Source organism: Marinomonas pollencensis, from assembly GCF_003387375.1.
Taxonomy (GTDB): Bacteria; Pseudomonadota; Gammaproteobacteria; order Pseudomonadales; family Marinomonadaceae; genus Marinomonas; species Marinomonas pollencensis.
In genome coordinates this window covers 156,217-172,236 of the sequence record NZ_QUNG01000005.1, presented here as the reverse complement: position 1 = coordinate 172,236, position 16,020 = coordinate 156,217, and the positions used below count along the sequence as shown (strand labels likewise).

Sequence of the window (16,020 nt, the reverse complement as noted above, 5' to 3'; positions counted from 1 at the left end):
TTTTATGATCAATAAACCGTCTATTCGCCTTAAAATTGATGGAAAACGTACTATTTTAAAACCAATAGCGATTTAATAGTGCATAAAAGTACATATTTATTATTCCAAATAAAATTAACATCATAAAAGTATCATTTTTTATGTAGAAATGTATTTTTTGTCAAAATAGTATCGTTATTTTCACTTTATTGTATTTGTTTACCGACAGACTACTTTTTAAACTCCCTACCATCAGAATGGTTGGTTTAGAAATGGTTTTCTCTGATGGATGCTTGCTTCACGGTTCGGTAAGCATAATGGACGATAGCAATACTCTTCTTTGGTTGTTAAAACATCGGCTTTTATCTTAACTTGCTGAATTTAATAGCTATTTTTGGTTTTTGTTTCCCTCAAAAAAATTCAACCTACGTTTTTCTAACGCTTGTCTGACTGATAGCTAGATAAGTCTGCTTTGTTTTGTCATTCACCGCGTAAGTGCCAAATCAGGTCGAGGGCGATGTAGCACTATTTATCAATGAAAGATATTAAGTGAAAGCGGGTTCAGTCCGGCTGCTGACTTCATATCTTTTGCTAATCCATATTAAAAAAATAATGAGATAAGAGATGAATTTTGAAAAATTAGACAGTGTCAGTGAAGAGCAGCTGCCTATTGCTAAGCACAAACAGCATGGTTGGAAGCACTTCTTAGGTTTGTACGCCGGCGAGCACGTCGCGGCAACGGAATTTGTTATCGGCGCGACCTTTGTTGCGTTGGGTGCAAAAACCATGGACATCCTTTTAGGCCTCTTGATCGGTAATATTCTCGCTATTTTAAGCTGGACGTTAATCACAGCACCGATCGCTACTCAAACCCGTTTAAGTCTTTATACCTACCTAGAAAAAGTCGCTGGTAAGTCGATGACCAAGCTCTATAACTGGGCCAACGTCATAATATTTACCGTCATATCCGCGGCCATGATTACCGTGTCGAGTACCGCGGTCAGGTATTTGTTTAACATTCCAGCCCAGCTGAACTGGTACCCAACCAACTCTTGGTTTGTGCTGGTGGTATTGGCGGTGGGCGCTGTGGTTGTGTTTGTTGCCATGTACGGCTTTAAAGCGGTGTCAGAGTTTTCTGGTATCTGTGGGCCTTGGTTATTCGTGATGTTTGGCTCTGGCGCCTTGGTGATCATGCCTGCGTTATCTGAATCGGTATTAGGCACCACCACACTGCACAGCTTTAAAGACTTTATTACCATTGGCGATCAGTCTATCTGGACGGGTGTAAACGCGTACGGAGAACCGGGTATTGGTCTTCTTGAGGTGATTGGCTTTGCATGGGCGGCGAACACCATTACGCACTTTGGTTTGATCGATATGGCCTTGTTCCGCTATGCGAAAAAGCCGATTTACGGCCTAGCAACCAGCTCAGGTATGCTGTTTGGTCACTTTATCGCTTGGGTATCTGCCGGCATCATGGGTGCGGGTACTGCGGTATTGGTTAAGAAAAGCATCATTGCTTTAGACCCAGGCGATGTGGCGTTTCAAGCGTTGGGCCTTTCTGGTTTTGTGATTGTTATCGTCGCAGGTTGGACCACAGCAAACGCCAACTTATATCGTGCCGGTCTTGCTGCACAGGCGATCTTTACCCGTTATTCCAGACGTCAAACCACCCTTGCTGTTGGCTTGATCACCATGGTTGTGGCCTGCTTCCCATTTGTGTTCAGCAAAATGCTGCCGCTGCTTACCTACGCAGGTTTGTTGGTGGTGCCGGTCGGTGCAATCGTTTTCTCTGAGCACGTTTTGTTCCCGAAAATCGGCTTTAGCCGTTACTGGGTAAGCTACCAAAAATTAACCCATAGCACCCCAGCGGTGGCGTCATGGGGGATTGGTTTGGCATTTGGTTTTGGCTTAAACGCGCTGAATGTTATGTCTTTCTATTACTTGTTCTTGCCAACGTGGATCGTGACCATCATTGCTTACACTCTGCTGGCCCAACGCTATGGTGCGAATAAAGAGTACCCGGAAGAAATGGCAGAAATGGCGTCCCATGACAAACTGGTCGAGGCGTATCACGAAGAGCAAGCGCGTGTTGCAATGCCTGCTGTTGAAGACACCTCTTTGCTTTCTAAAGCGCTGAAAAGCATCGCGTGGATTAGCTTGATTGTGACACTGGCTTTGGCCTCTATCACCATGTTCGCGAGTGACAATATGGCGCACTACCTAGAGAATCGTGAGACGTTTTATACCTATGGTTTTGTCTGCACCATTCTTTATTTTACGGCTGCTTACTGGGCGCTAAAACGCCAAAAAGCGCTTCAAGCATAACTCATACTGCGAGATTCACTAATGAATACAATACAATTGAACCAAGGCAATCTACAAAACTTGCCTGAATCCTTTGCGTTACCTACTTATGATCGTAGCAAGGTAAAAGCGGGAATCGTGCATATTGGTATCGGTGGTTTCCACCGCTCGCATGAAGCCTTTTACACAGATGAGTTGTTAGCATCAACAGGCTCAACTGAATGGGGCATTTGCGGTGTTGGCTTGCGTGAAGCCGATCGTAAAATTGGCGATATTCTAAAGCAGCAAGATTATCTTTATACGCTGATTGTAAAACACCCAGACGGCAAAATAGAAAACCGTGTTATTGGCTCGATTGTTGATTTCATGTTGGGTTGTGATGATGCGGCTGCGGTCACGGACAAAATGGCCAGTGAAGACACTAAGATTGTTTCTTTGACCATTACCGAAGGTGGCTACAACTTCAACCCTGCTACTAATGAGTTTGATTTCACAAACCCAGATGTGCAACACGATTTAGCCAACCCACAAAATCCAAAAATGGTGTTTGGTTTTCTAACAGAAGCGCTACGTAAACGTCGTGCTGCAGGCCTGCCAGCCTTCACTGTTCAGTCTTGTGACAACATCCAGCACAACGGCAATATGACGCGAAAAATGCTGCTCGCCTTCGCTGAGAAGCAAGACGCAGACTTGGCTAAGTGGATCGAACAAGAAGTGCGCTTCCCAAATGCCATGGTAGACCGTATCACACCGGTAACAACGCCTGACGATATTGCCAACCTACAGGCATCTGGCGTGGAAGACGCTTGGCCAGTAGTTTGTGAACCGTTCTCACAGTGGGTAATCGAAGACACTTTCTCTAATGGTCGTCCTGCTTGGGAAAACGTTGGTGCTCAGTTTGTGCCAGATGTAACGCCTTACGAAACCATGAAGATTCGCCTGCTGAACGCTGGTCATTCTGTCTTGGGCTTGTTGGGCTCTATCCACGGTCATCAAACGATTGATGGTTGTGTTGCAGACCCTTTGTTTGCGGCTTACCTACGCCGCTTTATGGACCTAGAAGCAACGCCAGTATTAGCGCCTGTTGAAGGCATTAATCTGGAAGATTACAAAAGCTCTTTGATTGAGCGTTTCGGTAACCCGAACGTGAAAGACAACTTGGCACGTATTTGCCTAGAAAGCTCATCCAAACTGCCTAAATTCTTGATCCCTACGATCACAGAAAACATGGCAAAAGGTGGCAGCATTCAATTCGCAGCGCTTGTGATCGCCGCGTGGTGTTACTACTCAGACAAAGGCGTTAACAAAGAAGGCGTTGCGCTGGATATTGTTGATGACATGAAAGCTGAGCTACACACTGCCGCAGCAGGTTCTCAGGATGATAAATTGTCCTTCCTTAAGCTGACCGCTGTGTTTGGTGATCTTGCTCAAAATGCCGTCTTTACGGATGTGTATGTGGCTATGTTAGACGCGCTTTACGCAAACCCTAATATTGCTGAGCAAATGCAAAACATGCTTGAAAAAGAAGCTTTAGTCGCTTAATAACGCCTCTTAGCGGGTGAGTAACCTGCGATAAACCCGATCTCCGGCTTCGCCAGAGATCGGGTTTTTTTTGTTCTATTTGTTCTTAAACATCAATGGATTATGTTTTTTTCTGGTAGCTTTAAAACACCAAAAAAAGAGACTTAAACGGGAGCGCTAATAAATTTTTTCGTGAAGGTGAAAAACCACAGTGAAAATAAGGGTATAATGCGCGAAATTTTTACAGCCAACGTCCGAGGTAGTGACAACCATGAGTCTTCCAAATTGCCCTAAATGTAACTCAGAATACGTATACGAAGATCAAGCTATGCTGATCTGCCCTGAGTGTGCTCACGAGTGGAACCCGAACGAAGTGGAAGTAGACGAAGATGCATTGGTCATCAAAGACATGAGCGGCAAGCTACTGCAAGAAGGTGACAAAGTGACCTTAGCCAAGGACCTTAAAGTAAAAGGCTCTTCACAAGTGCTTAAAATCGGCACCAAAGCAACCATCAAACGTCTTGTAGACGGCGACCACGACATCGATTGTAAAGTCGACGGCGCAGGCGACATGATGCTGAAATCTCAATTCGTCAAAAAAGCCTCAGCGTAACAACCACTCGTTACCTGGCCCGCTCAGGCAACGAACTCAAAAAGGGCATTTGCCGCTGACCTCATCAGCGCAAACGCCCTTTTTTTATGCTCGCAGCTAGCTCGAACTGTCCCTTCCCCTTTCTTCAAGCGGAAGGCTAGGATTAGATTGTTGGTTTTACGGGTTCCATTCTAATGCTTTGTTTTCCCGACTTTTATTCCGCTCTGCTGAGCGTGTAACTTTTTTCAGTTGATAAAAAAAGTAACCAAAAAAATCTCTTTAAGACCTTTAGCGTATGATTTGCGTGGCATATTACAACGCCTGTACGTCGATCATTTAAGGAAGGTGTTTAGCGCCTTTTTAGATTGAGATAGATCATCAAACATTGCCTCGGAAACATCATCAAGTCGCGCAACTTCGTTGCATCGAATGGACTTCTTTATCGCTGTGATGGTCTCATTTGTGTAAACCGCCTTACATGATGCTACTGGCTTGAACTGTCCCTTCCCCTTTCTTTTCCAAGGGGAAGGCTAGGATGGGGTGCACTGGAACTAGTTCTTGTGGGTTGGAATACCTAAAAAAAAGCAGTCAATAAGTCATGCCTTGATGAATGCTAAAACCGGTTAAAGTCGAAATGATAGGTCACGCCCTTTATTTCATCCCTGACTTTTATCTCAGGCTCTCAGACTGGATAGCCAGAACCAAACAATCAAAAAGCCATAAAGCACGCTGGTAATCTCAATAGACACAGGTTACATTTTCTAGACAAAGGAATGAAAGCAAAGCAACTAACGGATGGTTGACTCTCGAAAAATACCTCCCTTTTATTCCCTCGTTAAACACCGAGTACGCGACACGCATGCGCACTATATCGCTGTTATGCGATATTACAATGGTTCAGCTTTTAAGCAGAAGGATTAAATAAGTTAATGACAAATTCAAATGAACTATATGCTCGCGATGAGTTTGTTGCATGCGGCTGGAGCTATGATATTAAGGCTGAAAATCATTATGGATACTCTTCTGTTATGCGAAGCCTTGAAGAGAGTGCTAAGGAAAAGTTAGAGTCAGGGTTAGAGGAACAGGGAAAAATACTAAAATTATTAAGTCGTACTGCCTCAATGATGCTTTCTCCTACCAGCTTAAATGAACCTTTCAAACCTTATTTTCAAGACTTCCAAGCAGGCAGACGGTCACCGCTTCCAGAAGACTTTACTGAAGACGAACTGAAATTTTTTGGTGAAATCCTGGCAGATGTAACAGAGCCGTGGCTAAAGTCACGATTAGCCGATTTACTATGGTTATGTAAAAAACCTAGAAACCCAGATCATGCCAAAGTAGCAATTGATTCGTATATTTCTCATGGTTTAGATTCTGACACATGGCATCGTGATGTAAACGATTGCTGGGAAAGGGCTGCAAGGCTTTGTATGCAGCTAAGAGAGTTTGATCGCCTTGACATAATCAAGAATCAGCTATTTGCTGCATTTAGACTTGAGTATTCGAATTGTAAGTTCATGGCCTTATGGCTTTCTGAGTTGATGGATAAGCTCAATATAGATTCTGATTTCAAAGAGGAAATCGCTTCTAGGCTATTCAATAGTGGTAATGATTTAATGGTTTTGGGTGACTTTAATTCTGCTAGATCTTATTACGAGTTGTCGGCCAAGAAATACAAACAATCTGATGACGAGAATGGCTGGCTAGAGTCTCTTGTTGCTCTAGCGAATTGCTTTGAGAGAGAGGCAGACTCTAGAGCTGCTGGCAGTAACATGGTTGCAAATTCATTTTATGAAAATGCAATACAGGCCTATAGGCGTATTCCTACAAAGCATCGTGACAGTTATAACGTCAGCGAAAAAATCGATGGTATCCGAAAGAAAATATCGGTAACAGGAAGAGAATCTTTAGGCGAAATGGGGTTGGTTAAAACCCCAGGAGTCGACCTCTCAAACACTATTGAAGCGTCCAAATCCCATGTATCTGGAAAACAGTCAGTGGAAGAGGTACTAATGTACTTTGCAGGGCTGTCCTCTGCCCCAAATTACAATGCTTTGCGTTCAAGTGCTCAAGAAAGCATGCAGGATAGCCTAATAAGTAGTCTATTCGGCTCCACACAAATGAGTAGCGATGGACGTGTTGTTGGAAGGACTCCACCGATGAACCTTAATACAGGTGAGGGCGACCAAAACAATGAGGCGGTGTTAAACCGACAGGTTCAGCAATATTTTGGAATAGAAACTCAATTAGTAGTAGAGGGGAAAATATTACCGGCATTGCGACAGATCTTATTGGAGCATAGAGTGACAAAGGAGCTATTACAGGCTCTTTGCCATCATTCTCCAATTGTGCCCGACGACCGAGCGCAACTTCTAGGACATGCTTTGTGGTTAGGCTTTGAACATGATTTTGGAATTTCTATTCATTTGCTATGCCCCCAAGTTGAGCACATCGTTCGTATGAAATTAAAAGAAGCTGGAGCACACACTAGCAACATAGATCGAAATGGTATTGAGCATGAAAACGGTCTCAGTACATTAATGGAACTACCTCAAGCTTCGCAGGTTTTCGGAGAAGATTTCTGCTTTGAATTGAAAAGCATATTTACTGACTCTCTGGGGGGGAACTTAAGAAATGAAGTTGCTCACGGCTTATTAAGTGATAATTCTTCTTCATCAATATCAACTGTTTACGCATGGTGGATGATCCTCAGGGTTGTTGTTCATTCTTTAGTGGTGATAGATGAAGCTAATGAGTAGTCCTGTATTCAAAGTGCATAACAAATTGCTGCACTCGGAAAAATTACTCGCAACGCTCTCAATTTTCCGCTGAGCGAGGCGCTGAAACTGTAGAATTTCTAAAAAAAGAACATTTTCATGTTCTTTTTTTAGAAAAAAGGGGTCAGACCCCTTTTAGGCCTACAAAACAAGGCGTTTGCCGCTGACCTCATCAGCGTAAACGTTTTTTTCTGTCGCCACCAATACTCAAGGGTCGAACCCCTTTTTTGCCCTCCAAGCTTTCTACAACTAAAAACACCGCGCCAAAAAGGGCTTTGACCCTGACTTTCACCTAGATACTTGGCGTAAACCACCTAACATGATGCCACTGGCCTGCACAGTCTCTTCCCCTTTTCTTTTCCATGATAAAAACAATAAAAGGGATCTGACCCCTTTTAGGTCTGAATCCCTTTTGTTGTTTTTTAGGCTGTTTATAGCTGGATAATCTCTGCGTTTTTGGCATTAAAGCCATCTTTGATTTCAGAGTCTTTCAGTGTGATAACACCTTCTCCTTTGATCTTAAGCCCAGATTTTTTACCGCTATCGTTGCCTTTTGTCTCACTGTCTTCAATGAATGCCGTGACAATACCGTCATCTTTCGATTCTAAAGTAATGCCTTCGCCGTGGTTCTTTTTAGAGTTAACAGAAGAGATTAGTGCGTTGAGATTGCCGTTGTCTTCTTCTGTCGCTTTAATACCATCGTCGGTATTGCCGGTCGCTTTTGTCTCTACAAGAGTGATGTCGATATTGCCGTCACCTTCCTCATCCAAGTCTAGTCCTTCGTCTAAATTGTTGCGGATCGTGGAAGCGTAGATCACCGCTTGAATGCCACCCTTTCCAGCTTCATCAATATCAAAACCATCGTCGAAGTCGATACCAAACTCATAGGATTCGACCGAGCCATCTTTGTATAGCGCGACTTCACGCTCAAAGCATTTGTCATCAGGTGAGCCAGTAATGGCGGCAGGTACACTGGCTGCCATCATTGTACCTTGTTTGAATTCGGCTTCCGTTGGCGACGGAAGCAAGCTTTCTAATAGGTCTTTCTGGCAGTATCCTCCATTGTCAGAAAAGTCGACGTTGCTGACGTTAACAATGACGCTACCGTCCTGACCTTCATCAAGCTCAACGCCATCTGCACCGACTTTTACGAAGCGAGAGTGATGGGCTGTGAAGTGAATGTCGCCTTCGTTCCGTTCGTCTACACGTAGACCATCGCCATCGACTCGCCCATATCCAATGTCGTGAACATGAACATTGTAGGCATTTACTGCGATGCTAGCAGGAGAACCGCCGCCTTCACCGCCACCGCCAGCCCCACAGTTCTCGGCGATATCACAATCGGACACGTGGATACCGTGGCCCGCAACGCCGCTTACTTCCACATCGTTTAGTGTTACGGTCAGGGTGCCAGTCTGGTCGTTGCGAACATTTACCAAGATACCCTTACCAGCTTCACCATCAAGGTCGCCACGGTTTTCAATACTAAAACCACCCGGACCTTCAAATTTCAATCCACTGATGTTGATATCAGCGCCCTCTGTGATGGCCAGCAAGTTTATATTTTTGTCGGTTTCGATGGTCTGTCCGCTGCCGTAAATAGAGATCGGAGCTTGGCCGTTATAAACAAGCGTTGAATTAATCTCGATCTCTTCTTTAGTCGTCACAATGATGCTGTTTGCTTTACCTGAGGCGACGGCTTCCAGTGCCGCCCGCATGGACCCTTCACCACTGTCGTTACCGTTCATGACTTGGATCGGCGCAGCGTAAGCTGTGGTTGTGAACAAAGCAGCACTAATAGACAGGGTAAGTGCTTTTAACATGTGAGTACTTTGTAGCATGGACATGGGAGATTCCTTCTGAATAGACTCAAAAATATATAGTCTGATTACGCTAGCCTTATAAGGTGACGTTTTAATGACGACGCTGTCGCCACTTAAATAAAAAGGGGTCAGATCCCTTAAATAAAAAGGGATCTGACCCCTTTTTAGGTCGTCTAAGGCCAAGCTAAAAACATGGGATGAAAAAGTGTCTAAATAGCGCCGCGTCATATCTTGGCATTGCTGCTAAGAGGCACAAAAAAGCCGATCTGATTTTCACCAGATCGGCTTTTTATGGGGTGGGGCTTGATTAGTTACGGATCAAGTAATCAAATGCACCCAGTGCTGCTGTCGCGCCGCCACCCATAGAGATGATAATTTGCTTGTATGGTGTTGTTGTTACGTCACCGGCGGCAAATACACCTGGGATAGAGGTTTGAGCATGCTGATCGATGATGATTTCACCGCGGTTGCTTAGCTCTAGCGTGTCTTTCAAGAACTCGCTGTTTGGTACTAGACCAATCTGAACAAAGATACCGGCAACTTCGACAAGGTGTGACTCATCTGTGGTGCGGTCTGTGTATTTCAAACCGATAACACGTTGGCCATCGCCTAGTACTTCAGTGGTCATGGCATTTTTAATGATGGTGACGTTTGGCAAAGATTGCGCTTTTTTCACTAATACATCATCGGCACGAAGCGTGTCACCAAATTCTAGAACCGTAACGTGTTCTACAATGCCGGCAAGGTCAATTGCTGCTTCGATACCTGAGTTACCACCACCGATAACCGCTGTTTTCTTACCTTTGAACAATGGACCGTCACAGTGTGGGCAGTATGCTACGCCTTTACCACGGTATTCTTGTTCGCCTGGTACGTTCATTTCTCTCCAGCGTGCGCCGGTTGCCAAGATAACGGTTTTACTTTTTAGCAGTGCGCCATTTTCTAGCTCAACTTCAACGAACTCTTTTTTCTCTAGACGAACCGCTTTTTGCGTTTTCATCAGGTCTACATCGTAATCAAGTACGTGCTGCTCAAGACCGGCAACCAGTTTAGGGCCGTCTGTTGCTTTTACAGAAATGAAGTTTTCGATTGCCATGGTGTCAGAAACTTGGCCACCAAAACGCTCTGCAACAACACCTGTGCGGATGCCTTTACGTGCTGCGTAGATGGCTGCGGCTGCGCCTGCAGGACCTCCACCAACGACAAGTACATCGTATGGGTCTTTTTCAGATAATGCCGCCGCTTGTTTTTTCGCTGCGCCAGTGTCTACTTTGTTTAGAATTTCGTCCAATGTCATACGACCTTGTTCGAATAATTCACCGTTTAGGTAAACGGATGGCACTGCCATGATTTCACGTTTTTCCACTTCGTCTTGGAATAACGCGCCGTCGATCATAGTCGCCGTAATATTTGGGTTGAGAACCGCCATTAGGTTAACGGCTTGCACAACGTCTGGGCAGTTGTGGCAAGAGAGGGAAATGTACACCTCAAAGTTCAATTCTGTGTCCAAAGACTTAATTTGTTCTAAGGTTGCTGGTGCCGCTTTTGATGGGTGGCCACCGGCTTGTAACAAGGCCAATACCAATGAGGTAAATTCGTGACCCATTGGGATACCTGCAAAACGTACGCGAGGTGTTTCGCCTTGTGGACCAATCGCCATTTGAGGCGCTCGCCCAGTAGGATTTTCATCCACAGTTAAGGTGATTTTTTCACTTCTTAGCTCGGTGATTTCACGTGCTAAGCTAAGTAGTTCTTCTGCTTTTTCAGTTCCATTTGTAGACACAGTAATTTCAATCGGATTAACGATATTCTGTAGGTATGTGCCCAACTGTTGTTTGATGTTTGCTTCTAACATAATGTTTAACCCGTTAAGACTGAGGGATTACTGTAAATTTCGGGTGCAAGAATCCATATCAAGCCAATAAACGACTTGAAATCCGCATTCCGAAAATAATGTATATAAAAGATTAAAAGGGGTCAGATCCTTTTAAGGTGGATCCGACCCTTTTTTAGTGGCTAATCAAAGCGGGGCTTAGATTTTACCTACTAGGTCTAGAGAAGGAGCTAGAGTTGCTTCGCCTTCTTTCCATTTAGCTGGGCAAACTTCGCCTGGGTGAGCAGCAACGTATTGTGCCGCTTTTACTTTGCGAAGTAGGTCTTCAGCGTCACGGCCGATACCTTCAGCAGTGATTTCCATTGCTTGGATAGTACCTTCTGGATCGATCAAGAAAGTAGCACGGTCTGCAAGGCCTTGACCTTCACGCATCACGTTGAAGTTGTTTGTGATGTTGCCAGACTGGTCGCCTACCATGTAGTAATTGATTTTGCCGATTGTTTCAGAGCTGTCGTGCCAAGCTTTGTGAGTGAAGTGAGTGTCTGTAGATACAGAGAAAACTTCTACGCCACGAGATTGTAGTTCTGCGTATTTGTCTGCAACGTCGCCAAGCTCAGTTGGGCAAACAAATGTGAAGTCAGCTGGGTAGAAGAAAAACACAGCCCATTTGCCTAGTACGTCTTTTTCAGAAATTTCTACGAACTCGCCAGATTTAAAAGCAGAGGCGTTGAATGGTTTGATTTTTGTATTGATCATTGTGTATCTCCTAAGTGATTAGAGTTAAGTGCGTTACCAACAGGAGCTATAGTAGAAGATATTTATGAATTATAAAAATTGTAATTTTATTAAATCACAATAAATAAAAGCTATCAGGACTGATAATGGTAAAGAATAGAGTGATTGAAGGGGGCTTAACCCCCTTTTTATGGCGTCAGCGATGGTTGGCTGGCAGGTCAGCGTAATTGGCTAAGCTGCGTCATTTTTCTTGTGCGTTCTTGTTCAGCCTGATTGAGAGAGAGGCATTGGAAATTAATCATATCCCCTGGTTTCTTCTGAGCTAATAACCCGCCACCGAAAGAGGTGACACAGCCCATTTTTGGGTACCCCCCAATGGTTTGTCGGTCACGCAGCAACACTATTGGTTGGCCGTCATTGGGAAGCTGGATGGAGCCATAGGCAATACCTTCAGAAATAATGCCTTTTTTGTCACCTTGAATCGCTTCACCCGAAAGGCGGTAGCCCATACGGTCGCTGGCTGCAGTCACGGCGTATTCATTACAAAAGAGGCGCGCTCTATCAAGCCCAGAGAGCGTGGTGAACTGATAGCTCATTACCATAGGTATGTTTTGCTGCTCATAGTTGGGGATGGCAAGACGCGGTGTAATGCGTTGCTGGTGTTCAGTGGTAGCAACAAAGGGAAGGATATCGCCTTTCTGAATTTTCTCTCCTTTCCCTGATAAACCACCTAGTGCTTCACGCATAACGGTCGCCACACTGCCGAGCACGGGGGTAATTTGCAAACCACCTTTAACGGCTAAATAGGCACGCAAGCCAAGCTTGGGTTGATTGAACGTCAGTACATCGCCTTTTTTAATGGCATAAGTTTGCCAAGGTAAAATCGCTTTGTTGTTCAATGTCGCGCCCAGATCAGCGCCGGTAATGGCGATGCTGGTTGGCGCTTGGGCTTCCAGTGTGAGCATGCCAAAGGTGATTTCCAGCTGCGCGGCATTGGCGTGATTGCTAAGTAATGCATTGCCCCAGCGAAAGGCAAATTCATCCATTGGACCGCCGGTAGTCACACCAAGGTGTTGGTAGCCATGGCGGCCAAGATCTTGAACGAGAGTCAACACGCCAGATTTGATTACATTAAAAGCCATCGAGTTGGCCTCCTTGGGCAATGAATTCGGCTTGGGAAATCGCTTCGAAACGCACGTTATCTCCCACTTCGATAAGAGCAAGGCTGTCGCTTTGCCAATCTACTAAAGGGGTTGGGGTTCGCCCGAGTATTTGCCAGCCGCCGGGGGAAACGCCTGGATAGACCGCTGTTTGTCGCTCCGCAATCGCCACGCTGCCCGTGGGTACTTTTAGGCGCGGCGTGTTTTTTCTTGGCACATGCAGCACCTCTGGCGTGTTTCCGAGAAAGGCAAACCCTGGAGTGAAGCCAATAGCATAAGCGCGATAGGTGGTTTGTGAATGCAGTTGAATGACTTCTTCTACTGTCATGCCACAATGATCCGCTACTTCTTGCAAATCAGGGCCGACTTCTTCGGCATAATACACAGGAATGACGATTTCGCGGCTGACGCGGCTTTTTATATCCGCCATGTCTAGGTTATTCAGCAAGGATTGAATCTGCTGACAAATGGCCACTTGGTCATACTGCTCGATAGCAAAGGTGACTAACAGGCTGGTATAGGACGGGATGGTGTCAATAATGCCATCCAGATCACGTAATCGCAGGGTAACTAAGCCAATGGCATCGGCAACCGTATCATCAATATGATCAGCAAAGCGTAATAAGCAGGATTGTTCATTGACCATCTCTATCGTGATCTGACCGAATTCAAAAGGCTGTTGCTCGGCTTGACTCATGAGCGGGCTCCATCCACAACAGAACGAATGCGTTTTACCGCTTCCACCGCGTGCGAACCATCCCCATGGACGCAAATGGTGTTGGCATGAACCGCCAATGGTTGCCCTGATTCTGTGGTCAATGTGCCGTGTTGGCTAAGCTGTAAGACTTGTGCTTCGATCAACTCAAAGCTTTGGTGAACCGCATTGGCCTGTTTGCGAGGCGTAAGACGGCCTTCATCGGAATAAAGACGGTCAGAAAAGGCTTCAAAATAGAGGGTGAGCTGGTATTTTTCAGCCAGTGCTTTTACTTCCTCAACCTCAGGAATCGCCATTACCATTAGGGCCAATGATGGGTCTAATTCGCTGACCGCTTGCATCACGGTTTCGAGCTTGCTGAAATCAGACATCATCTGATTGTACATAGCACCGTGTGGTTTTACGTACTCAATCCGAGTGTTCTGACTCTCACAGATGCCTTTTAATGCGCCCACTTGGTATTGGATAATGGCTTTCAGTTCTGCTGGCGCAATGTCCATATTACGGCGTCCAAAACCGACTAAATCAGGGTAGCCAGGGTGCGCGCCAATGCTCACATTGTATTGTTTTGCTAACGCCACGGTTTTGGCCATGGTCAGCGGATCCGAAGCGTGAAAACCGCAGGCAATATTGGCTTGATCCACATACGGCATAATTTGATCGTCTAGTCCCATTTTCCATGCGCCGAACGCTTCACCCATATCACAATTTAATTTCATGATTGATTCCTCGTACAAAGTTAGTTTTGTGACATAGTTGTCGGTAAATAGGTCACAATTTCAGGGAACAGACTGATCAACAAAATCGCCGCGCCAATCAGTAGAAAGAAGGGTAATGCCGCTTTTGCAACATAAAGTATATTCTTCCCAGTCAGTGACTGAATGACAAAGAGATTGAAGCCAACCGGAGGCGTTATCTGCGACATTTCCACCACCAAGACAATGAAAATACCAAACCATAAAAGATCAATATTTGCCGCTTGCACCATAGGTAGAATGACGGCCACAGTCAGTACCACAACGGAAATGCCATCCAAGAAACAGCCTAATATCACGAATAACACCGTGAGATACAAAATGAGCTCCATCGGGGAAAGTGACATACCTGCGATCCACACCGCCAATGCTTTAGGAATGCCCAAAAAGCCCATAGCAAGTGTGAGAAAGTGTGCGCCGACTAAGATAAAACCAATCATGCAGGAGCTTTTTACCGCCCCCAATAAACTGTCCATAAAACTGTGACGGCTGAGTGAGCCGGTCAATGCAGCAAGCACTAGCGCTCCGGTGACACCTAATGCCGCGGCTTCGGTTGGCGTGGTAATACCGCCGTAAATGGAACCTAGAACGAATCCAATTAGCCCCATGACCGGTAACAGTTTACGCAAGCCTTTGATGCGCGCCGACCAGCTGGTTTCGTGGCCTGTGCTTTTGGGCAGTTCGTCTTTGTGCAGGTGGCCCCAAACCATAGTGAAGCCCATAAATAAGCTGACCAATAACAAACCAGGTAAGGCGCCAGCGATAAACAAACGCGCAATCGAGACTTCGGCGGCTACGCCATAGACGATCAAAATAATCGAGGGTGGAATTAATAGCCCTAAGGTCCCAGACCCTGCCAGTGTGCCGATGGCCATTCGATCACTGTAACCTTGCTTGCGAAGCTCTGGTAAAGTCATGCGTCCGATGGTCGCTGCGGTTGCGGCAGAAGAGCCAGACACCGCCGCGAAAATGCCACAACTAAGAATATTCACATGCAGTAATTTTCCAGGCACACCGCCTAACCAAGGTGACAGACCTTTAAATAGATCTTCAGAAAGACGGGTACGAAATAATACCTCACCCATCCAAATAAACAGCGGCAAGGCGGTTAAAGACCACGCGGTGCTCGCTCCCCAGCTGGACGTCGCAAAGAGCAAATCGACCTGATAGTTTTCAGACAGAATCAAGCCTAGGCCGCCAATGGCGATCAGAGTGAATGACACCCACACACCAAGTGACAAAAGCGCCAGCATGGAAACGGCCAGCAAAATAGAAAACCACATCATATCCATTAGATTTCCTCCAAAGACAGTGCGTCTTCTTGTTCGCTGTAAGCGGGCTGCTTGCCACGAAGCACCGTAATCAAGGCGTCTAGGATAGCGAGATTAAGAGCAATGACACCAATAGCGACAGGCATTTGCGGTATCCATAATGGGACTGGCACATAGCCGTAAGAGACTTCGTCATAAATATAAGATTCGTACACCATGTACGAGCAGGCGTAAGACAAATAACACAGCAAGGCGAAAGATAGGGTGAGGATCACGCCTTCTTGAATTTTACGAGGCACAGATGAAAACCGCTGTATTAACAAAGTAACGCGAATGTGCCCGCCTTCACGGAAGGTATAAGCTAGCCCTAAAAAAGTAGAGGCAGCGAGTGCATAGCCTGCAAAATCTTCTGCAGAAGGCACTATGAAACCGAATAAACGGCCAATAATTTGGGCCAATAACAGTAAGGTGATGATAACAATGCATAAACCAGAAAGTAGCCCAGAGCATTGATAGCATTTTTCTTTTAATGAATTCATATGGTTTACTTC

At 45.4% G+C, this 16,020-nt stretch carries 12 protein-coding genes; 4 read left to right on the top strand and 8 right to left on the bottom strand.

Going from position 1 to position 16,020, the window contains the following annotated elements:
- The first annotated feature begins 603 nt into the window (after positions 1 to 603).
- From DFP81_RS09205 to DFP81_RS09190, 4 genes are all read left to right on the top strand, one after another.
- Complete coding sequence (locus DFP81_RS09205; RefSeq protein ID WP_115897480.1) at positions 604 to 2,307, top strand: purine-cytosine permease family protein; 1,704 nt, start codon at positions 604 to 606, stop codon at positions 2,305 to 2,307.
- A 21-nt stretch (positions 2,308 to 2,328) separates the two neighbouring features.
- Positions 2,329 to 3,828 (top strand): mannitol dehydrogenase family protein, encoded by a 1,500-nt coding sequence (locus DFP81_RS09200; protein ID WP_115897479.1) that lies wholly within the window; start codon positions 2,329 to 2,331, stop codon positions 3,826 to 3,828.
- Between the two features lie 250 nt (positions 3,829 to 4,078).
- Complete coding sequence (locus tag DFP81_RS09195) at positions 4,079 to 4,420, top strand: zinc ribbon domain-containing protein YjdM (protein WP_115897478.1); 342 nt, start codon at positions 4,079 to 4,081, stop codon at positions 4,418 to 4,420.
- A 908-nt stretch (positions 4,421 to 5,328) separates the two neighbouring features.
- Positions 5,329 to 7,158, top strand: a complete 1,830-nt coding sequence (locus DFP81_RS09190) for a DUF4209 domain-containing protein (RefSeq protein WP_115897477.1) — start codon at positions 5,329 to 5,331, stop codon at positions 7,156 to 7,158.
- Between the two features lie 449 nt (positions 7,159 to 7,607).
- Here the strand turns inward: DFP81_RS09190 and DFP81_RS09185 are convergent, their stop codons facing one another.
- From DFP81_RS09185 to DFP81_RS09150, 8 genes are all read right to left on the bottom strand, one after another.
- A complete protein-coding gene (locus DFP81_RS09185; protein ID WP_115897476.1) occupies positions 7,608 to 9,023 on the bottom strand; it encodes a hypothetical protein in 1,416 nt (471 codons plus the stop codon).
- A 283-nt stretch (positions 9,024 to 9,306) separates the two neighbouring features.
- Positions 9,307 to 10,854, bottom strand: coding sequence for an alkyl hydroperoxide reductase subunit F (ahpF, locus tag DFP81_RS09180; protein ID WP_115897475.1), 1,548 nt, complete (start codon positions 10,852 to 10,854; stop codon positions 9,307 to 9,309).
- 177 nt (positions 10,855 to 11,031) lie between these two features.
- Complete coding sequence (gene ahpC, locus DFP81_RS09175) at positions 11,032 to 11,589, bottom strand: alkyl hydroperoxide reductase subunit C (protein ID WP_115897474.1); 558 nt, start codon at positions 11,587 to 11,589, stop codon at positions 11,032 to 11,034.
- A gap of 197 nt (positions 11,590 to 11,786) precedes the next feature.
- Positions 11,787 to 12,710 (bottom strand): 5-oxoprolinase subunit C family protein, encoded by a 924-nt coding sequence (locus tag DFP81_RS09170; protein WP_115897473.1) that lies wholly within the window; start codon positions 12,708 to 12,710, stop codon positions 11,787 to 11,789.
- A complete protein-coding gene (gene pxpB, locus DFP81_RS09165; protein ID WP_115897472.1) occupies positions 12,700 to 13,425 on the bottom strand; it encodes a 5-oxoprolinase subunit PxpB in 726 nt (241 codons plus the stop codon). The genes DFP81_RS09170 and pxpB overlap by 11 nt, the downstream gene beginning before the upstream one ends.
- Positions 13,422 to 14,162 (bottom strand): 5-oxoprolinase subunit PxpA, encoded by a 741-nt coding sequence (locus DFP81_RS09160; RefSeq protein ID WP_115897471.1) that lies wholly within the window; start codon positions 14,160 to 14,162, stop codon positions 13,422 to 13,424. Before DFP81_RS09160 ends, pxpB begins: the two co-directional genes overlap by 4 nt.
- A gap of 20 nt (positions 14,163 to 14,182) precedes the next feature.
- A complete protein-coding gene (locus DFP81_RS09155) occupies positions 14,183 to 15,490 on the bottom strand; it encodes a TRAP transporter large permease (protein WP_115897470.1) in 1,308 nt (435 codons plus the stop codon).
- Positions 15,490 to 16,008 (bottom strand): TRAP transporter small permease, encoded by a 519-nt coding sequence (locus DFP81_RS09150; RefSeq protein ID WP_115897628.1) that lies wholly within the window; start codon positions 16,006 to 16,008, stop codon positions 15,490 to 15,492. Before DFP81_RS09150 ends, DFP81_RS09155 begins: the two co-directional genes overlap by 1 nt.
- Positions 16,009 to 16,020 lie beyond the last annotated feature (12 nt).

Excerpts from the sequence above, each read along its gene's own strand:
- DFP81_RS09205 (WP_115897480.1), top strand. The coding sequence starts at position 604 with ATGAATTTTGAAAAATTAGACAGTGTCAGTGAAGAGCAGCTGCCTATT.
- DFP81_RS09200 (WP_115897479.1), top strand. The coding sequence starts at position 2,329 with ATGAATACAATACAATTGAACCAAGGCAATCTACAAAACTTGCCTGAA.
- DFP81_RS09195 (WP_115897478.1), top strand. The coding sequence starts at position 4,079 with ATGAGTCTTCCAAATTGCCCTAAATGTAACTCAGAATACGTATACGAA.
- DFP81_RS09190 (WP_115897477.1), top strand. The coding sequence starts at position 5,329 with ATGACAAATTCAAATGAACTATATGCTCGCGATGAGTTTGTTGCATGC.
- DFP81_RS09185 (WP_115897476.1), bottom strand. The coding sequence starts at position 9,023 with ATGTCCATGCTACAAAGTACTCACATGTTAAAAGCACTTACCCTGTCT.
- ahpF (WP_115897475.1), bottom strand. The coding sequence starts at position 10,854 with ATGTTAGAAGCAAACATCAAACAACAGTTGGGCACATACCTACAGAAT.
- ahpC (WP_115897474.1), bottom strand. The coding sequence starts at position 11,589 with ATGATCAATACAAAAATCAAACCATTCAACGCCTCTGCTTTTAAATCT.
- DFP81_RS09170 (WP_115897473.1), bottom strand. The coding sequence starts at position 12,710 with ATGGCTTTTAATGTAATCAAATCTGGCGTGTTGACTCTCGTTCAAGAT.
- pxpB (WP_115897472.1), bottom strand. The coding sequence starts at position 13,425 with ATGAGTCAAGCCGAGCAACAGCCTTTTGAATTCGGTCAGATCACGATA.
- DFP81_RS09160 (WP_115897471.1), bottom strand. The coding sequence starts at position 14,162 with ATGAAATTAAATTGTGATATGGGTGAAGCGTTCGGCGCATGGAAAATG.
- DFP81_RS09155 (WP_115897470.1), bottom strand. The coding sequence starts at position 15,490 with ATGGATATGATGTGGTTTTCTATTTTGCTGGCCGTTTCCATGCTGGCG.
- DFP81_RS09150 (WP_115897628.1), bottom strand. The coding sequence starts at position 16,008 with ATGAATTCATTAAAAGAAAAATGCTATCAATGCTCTGGGCTACTTTCT.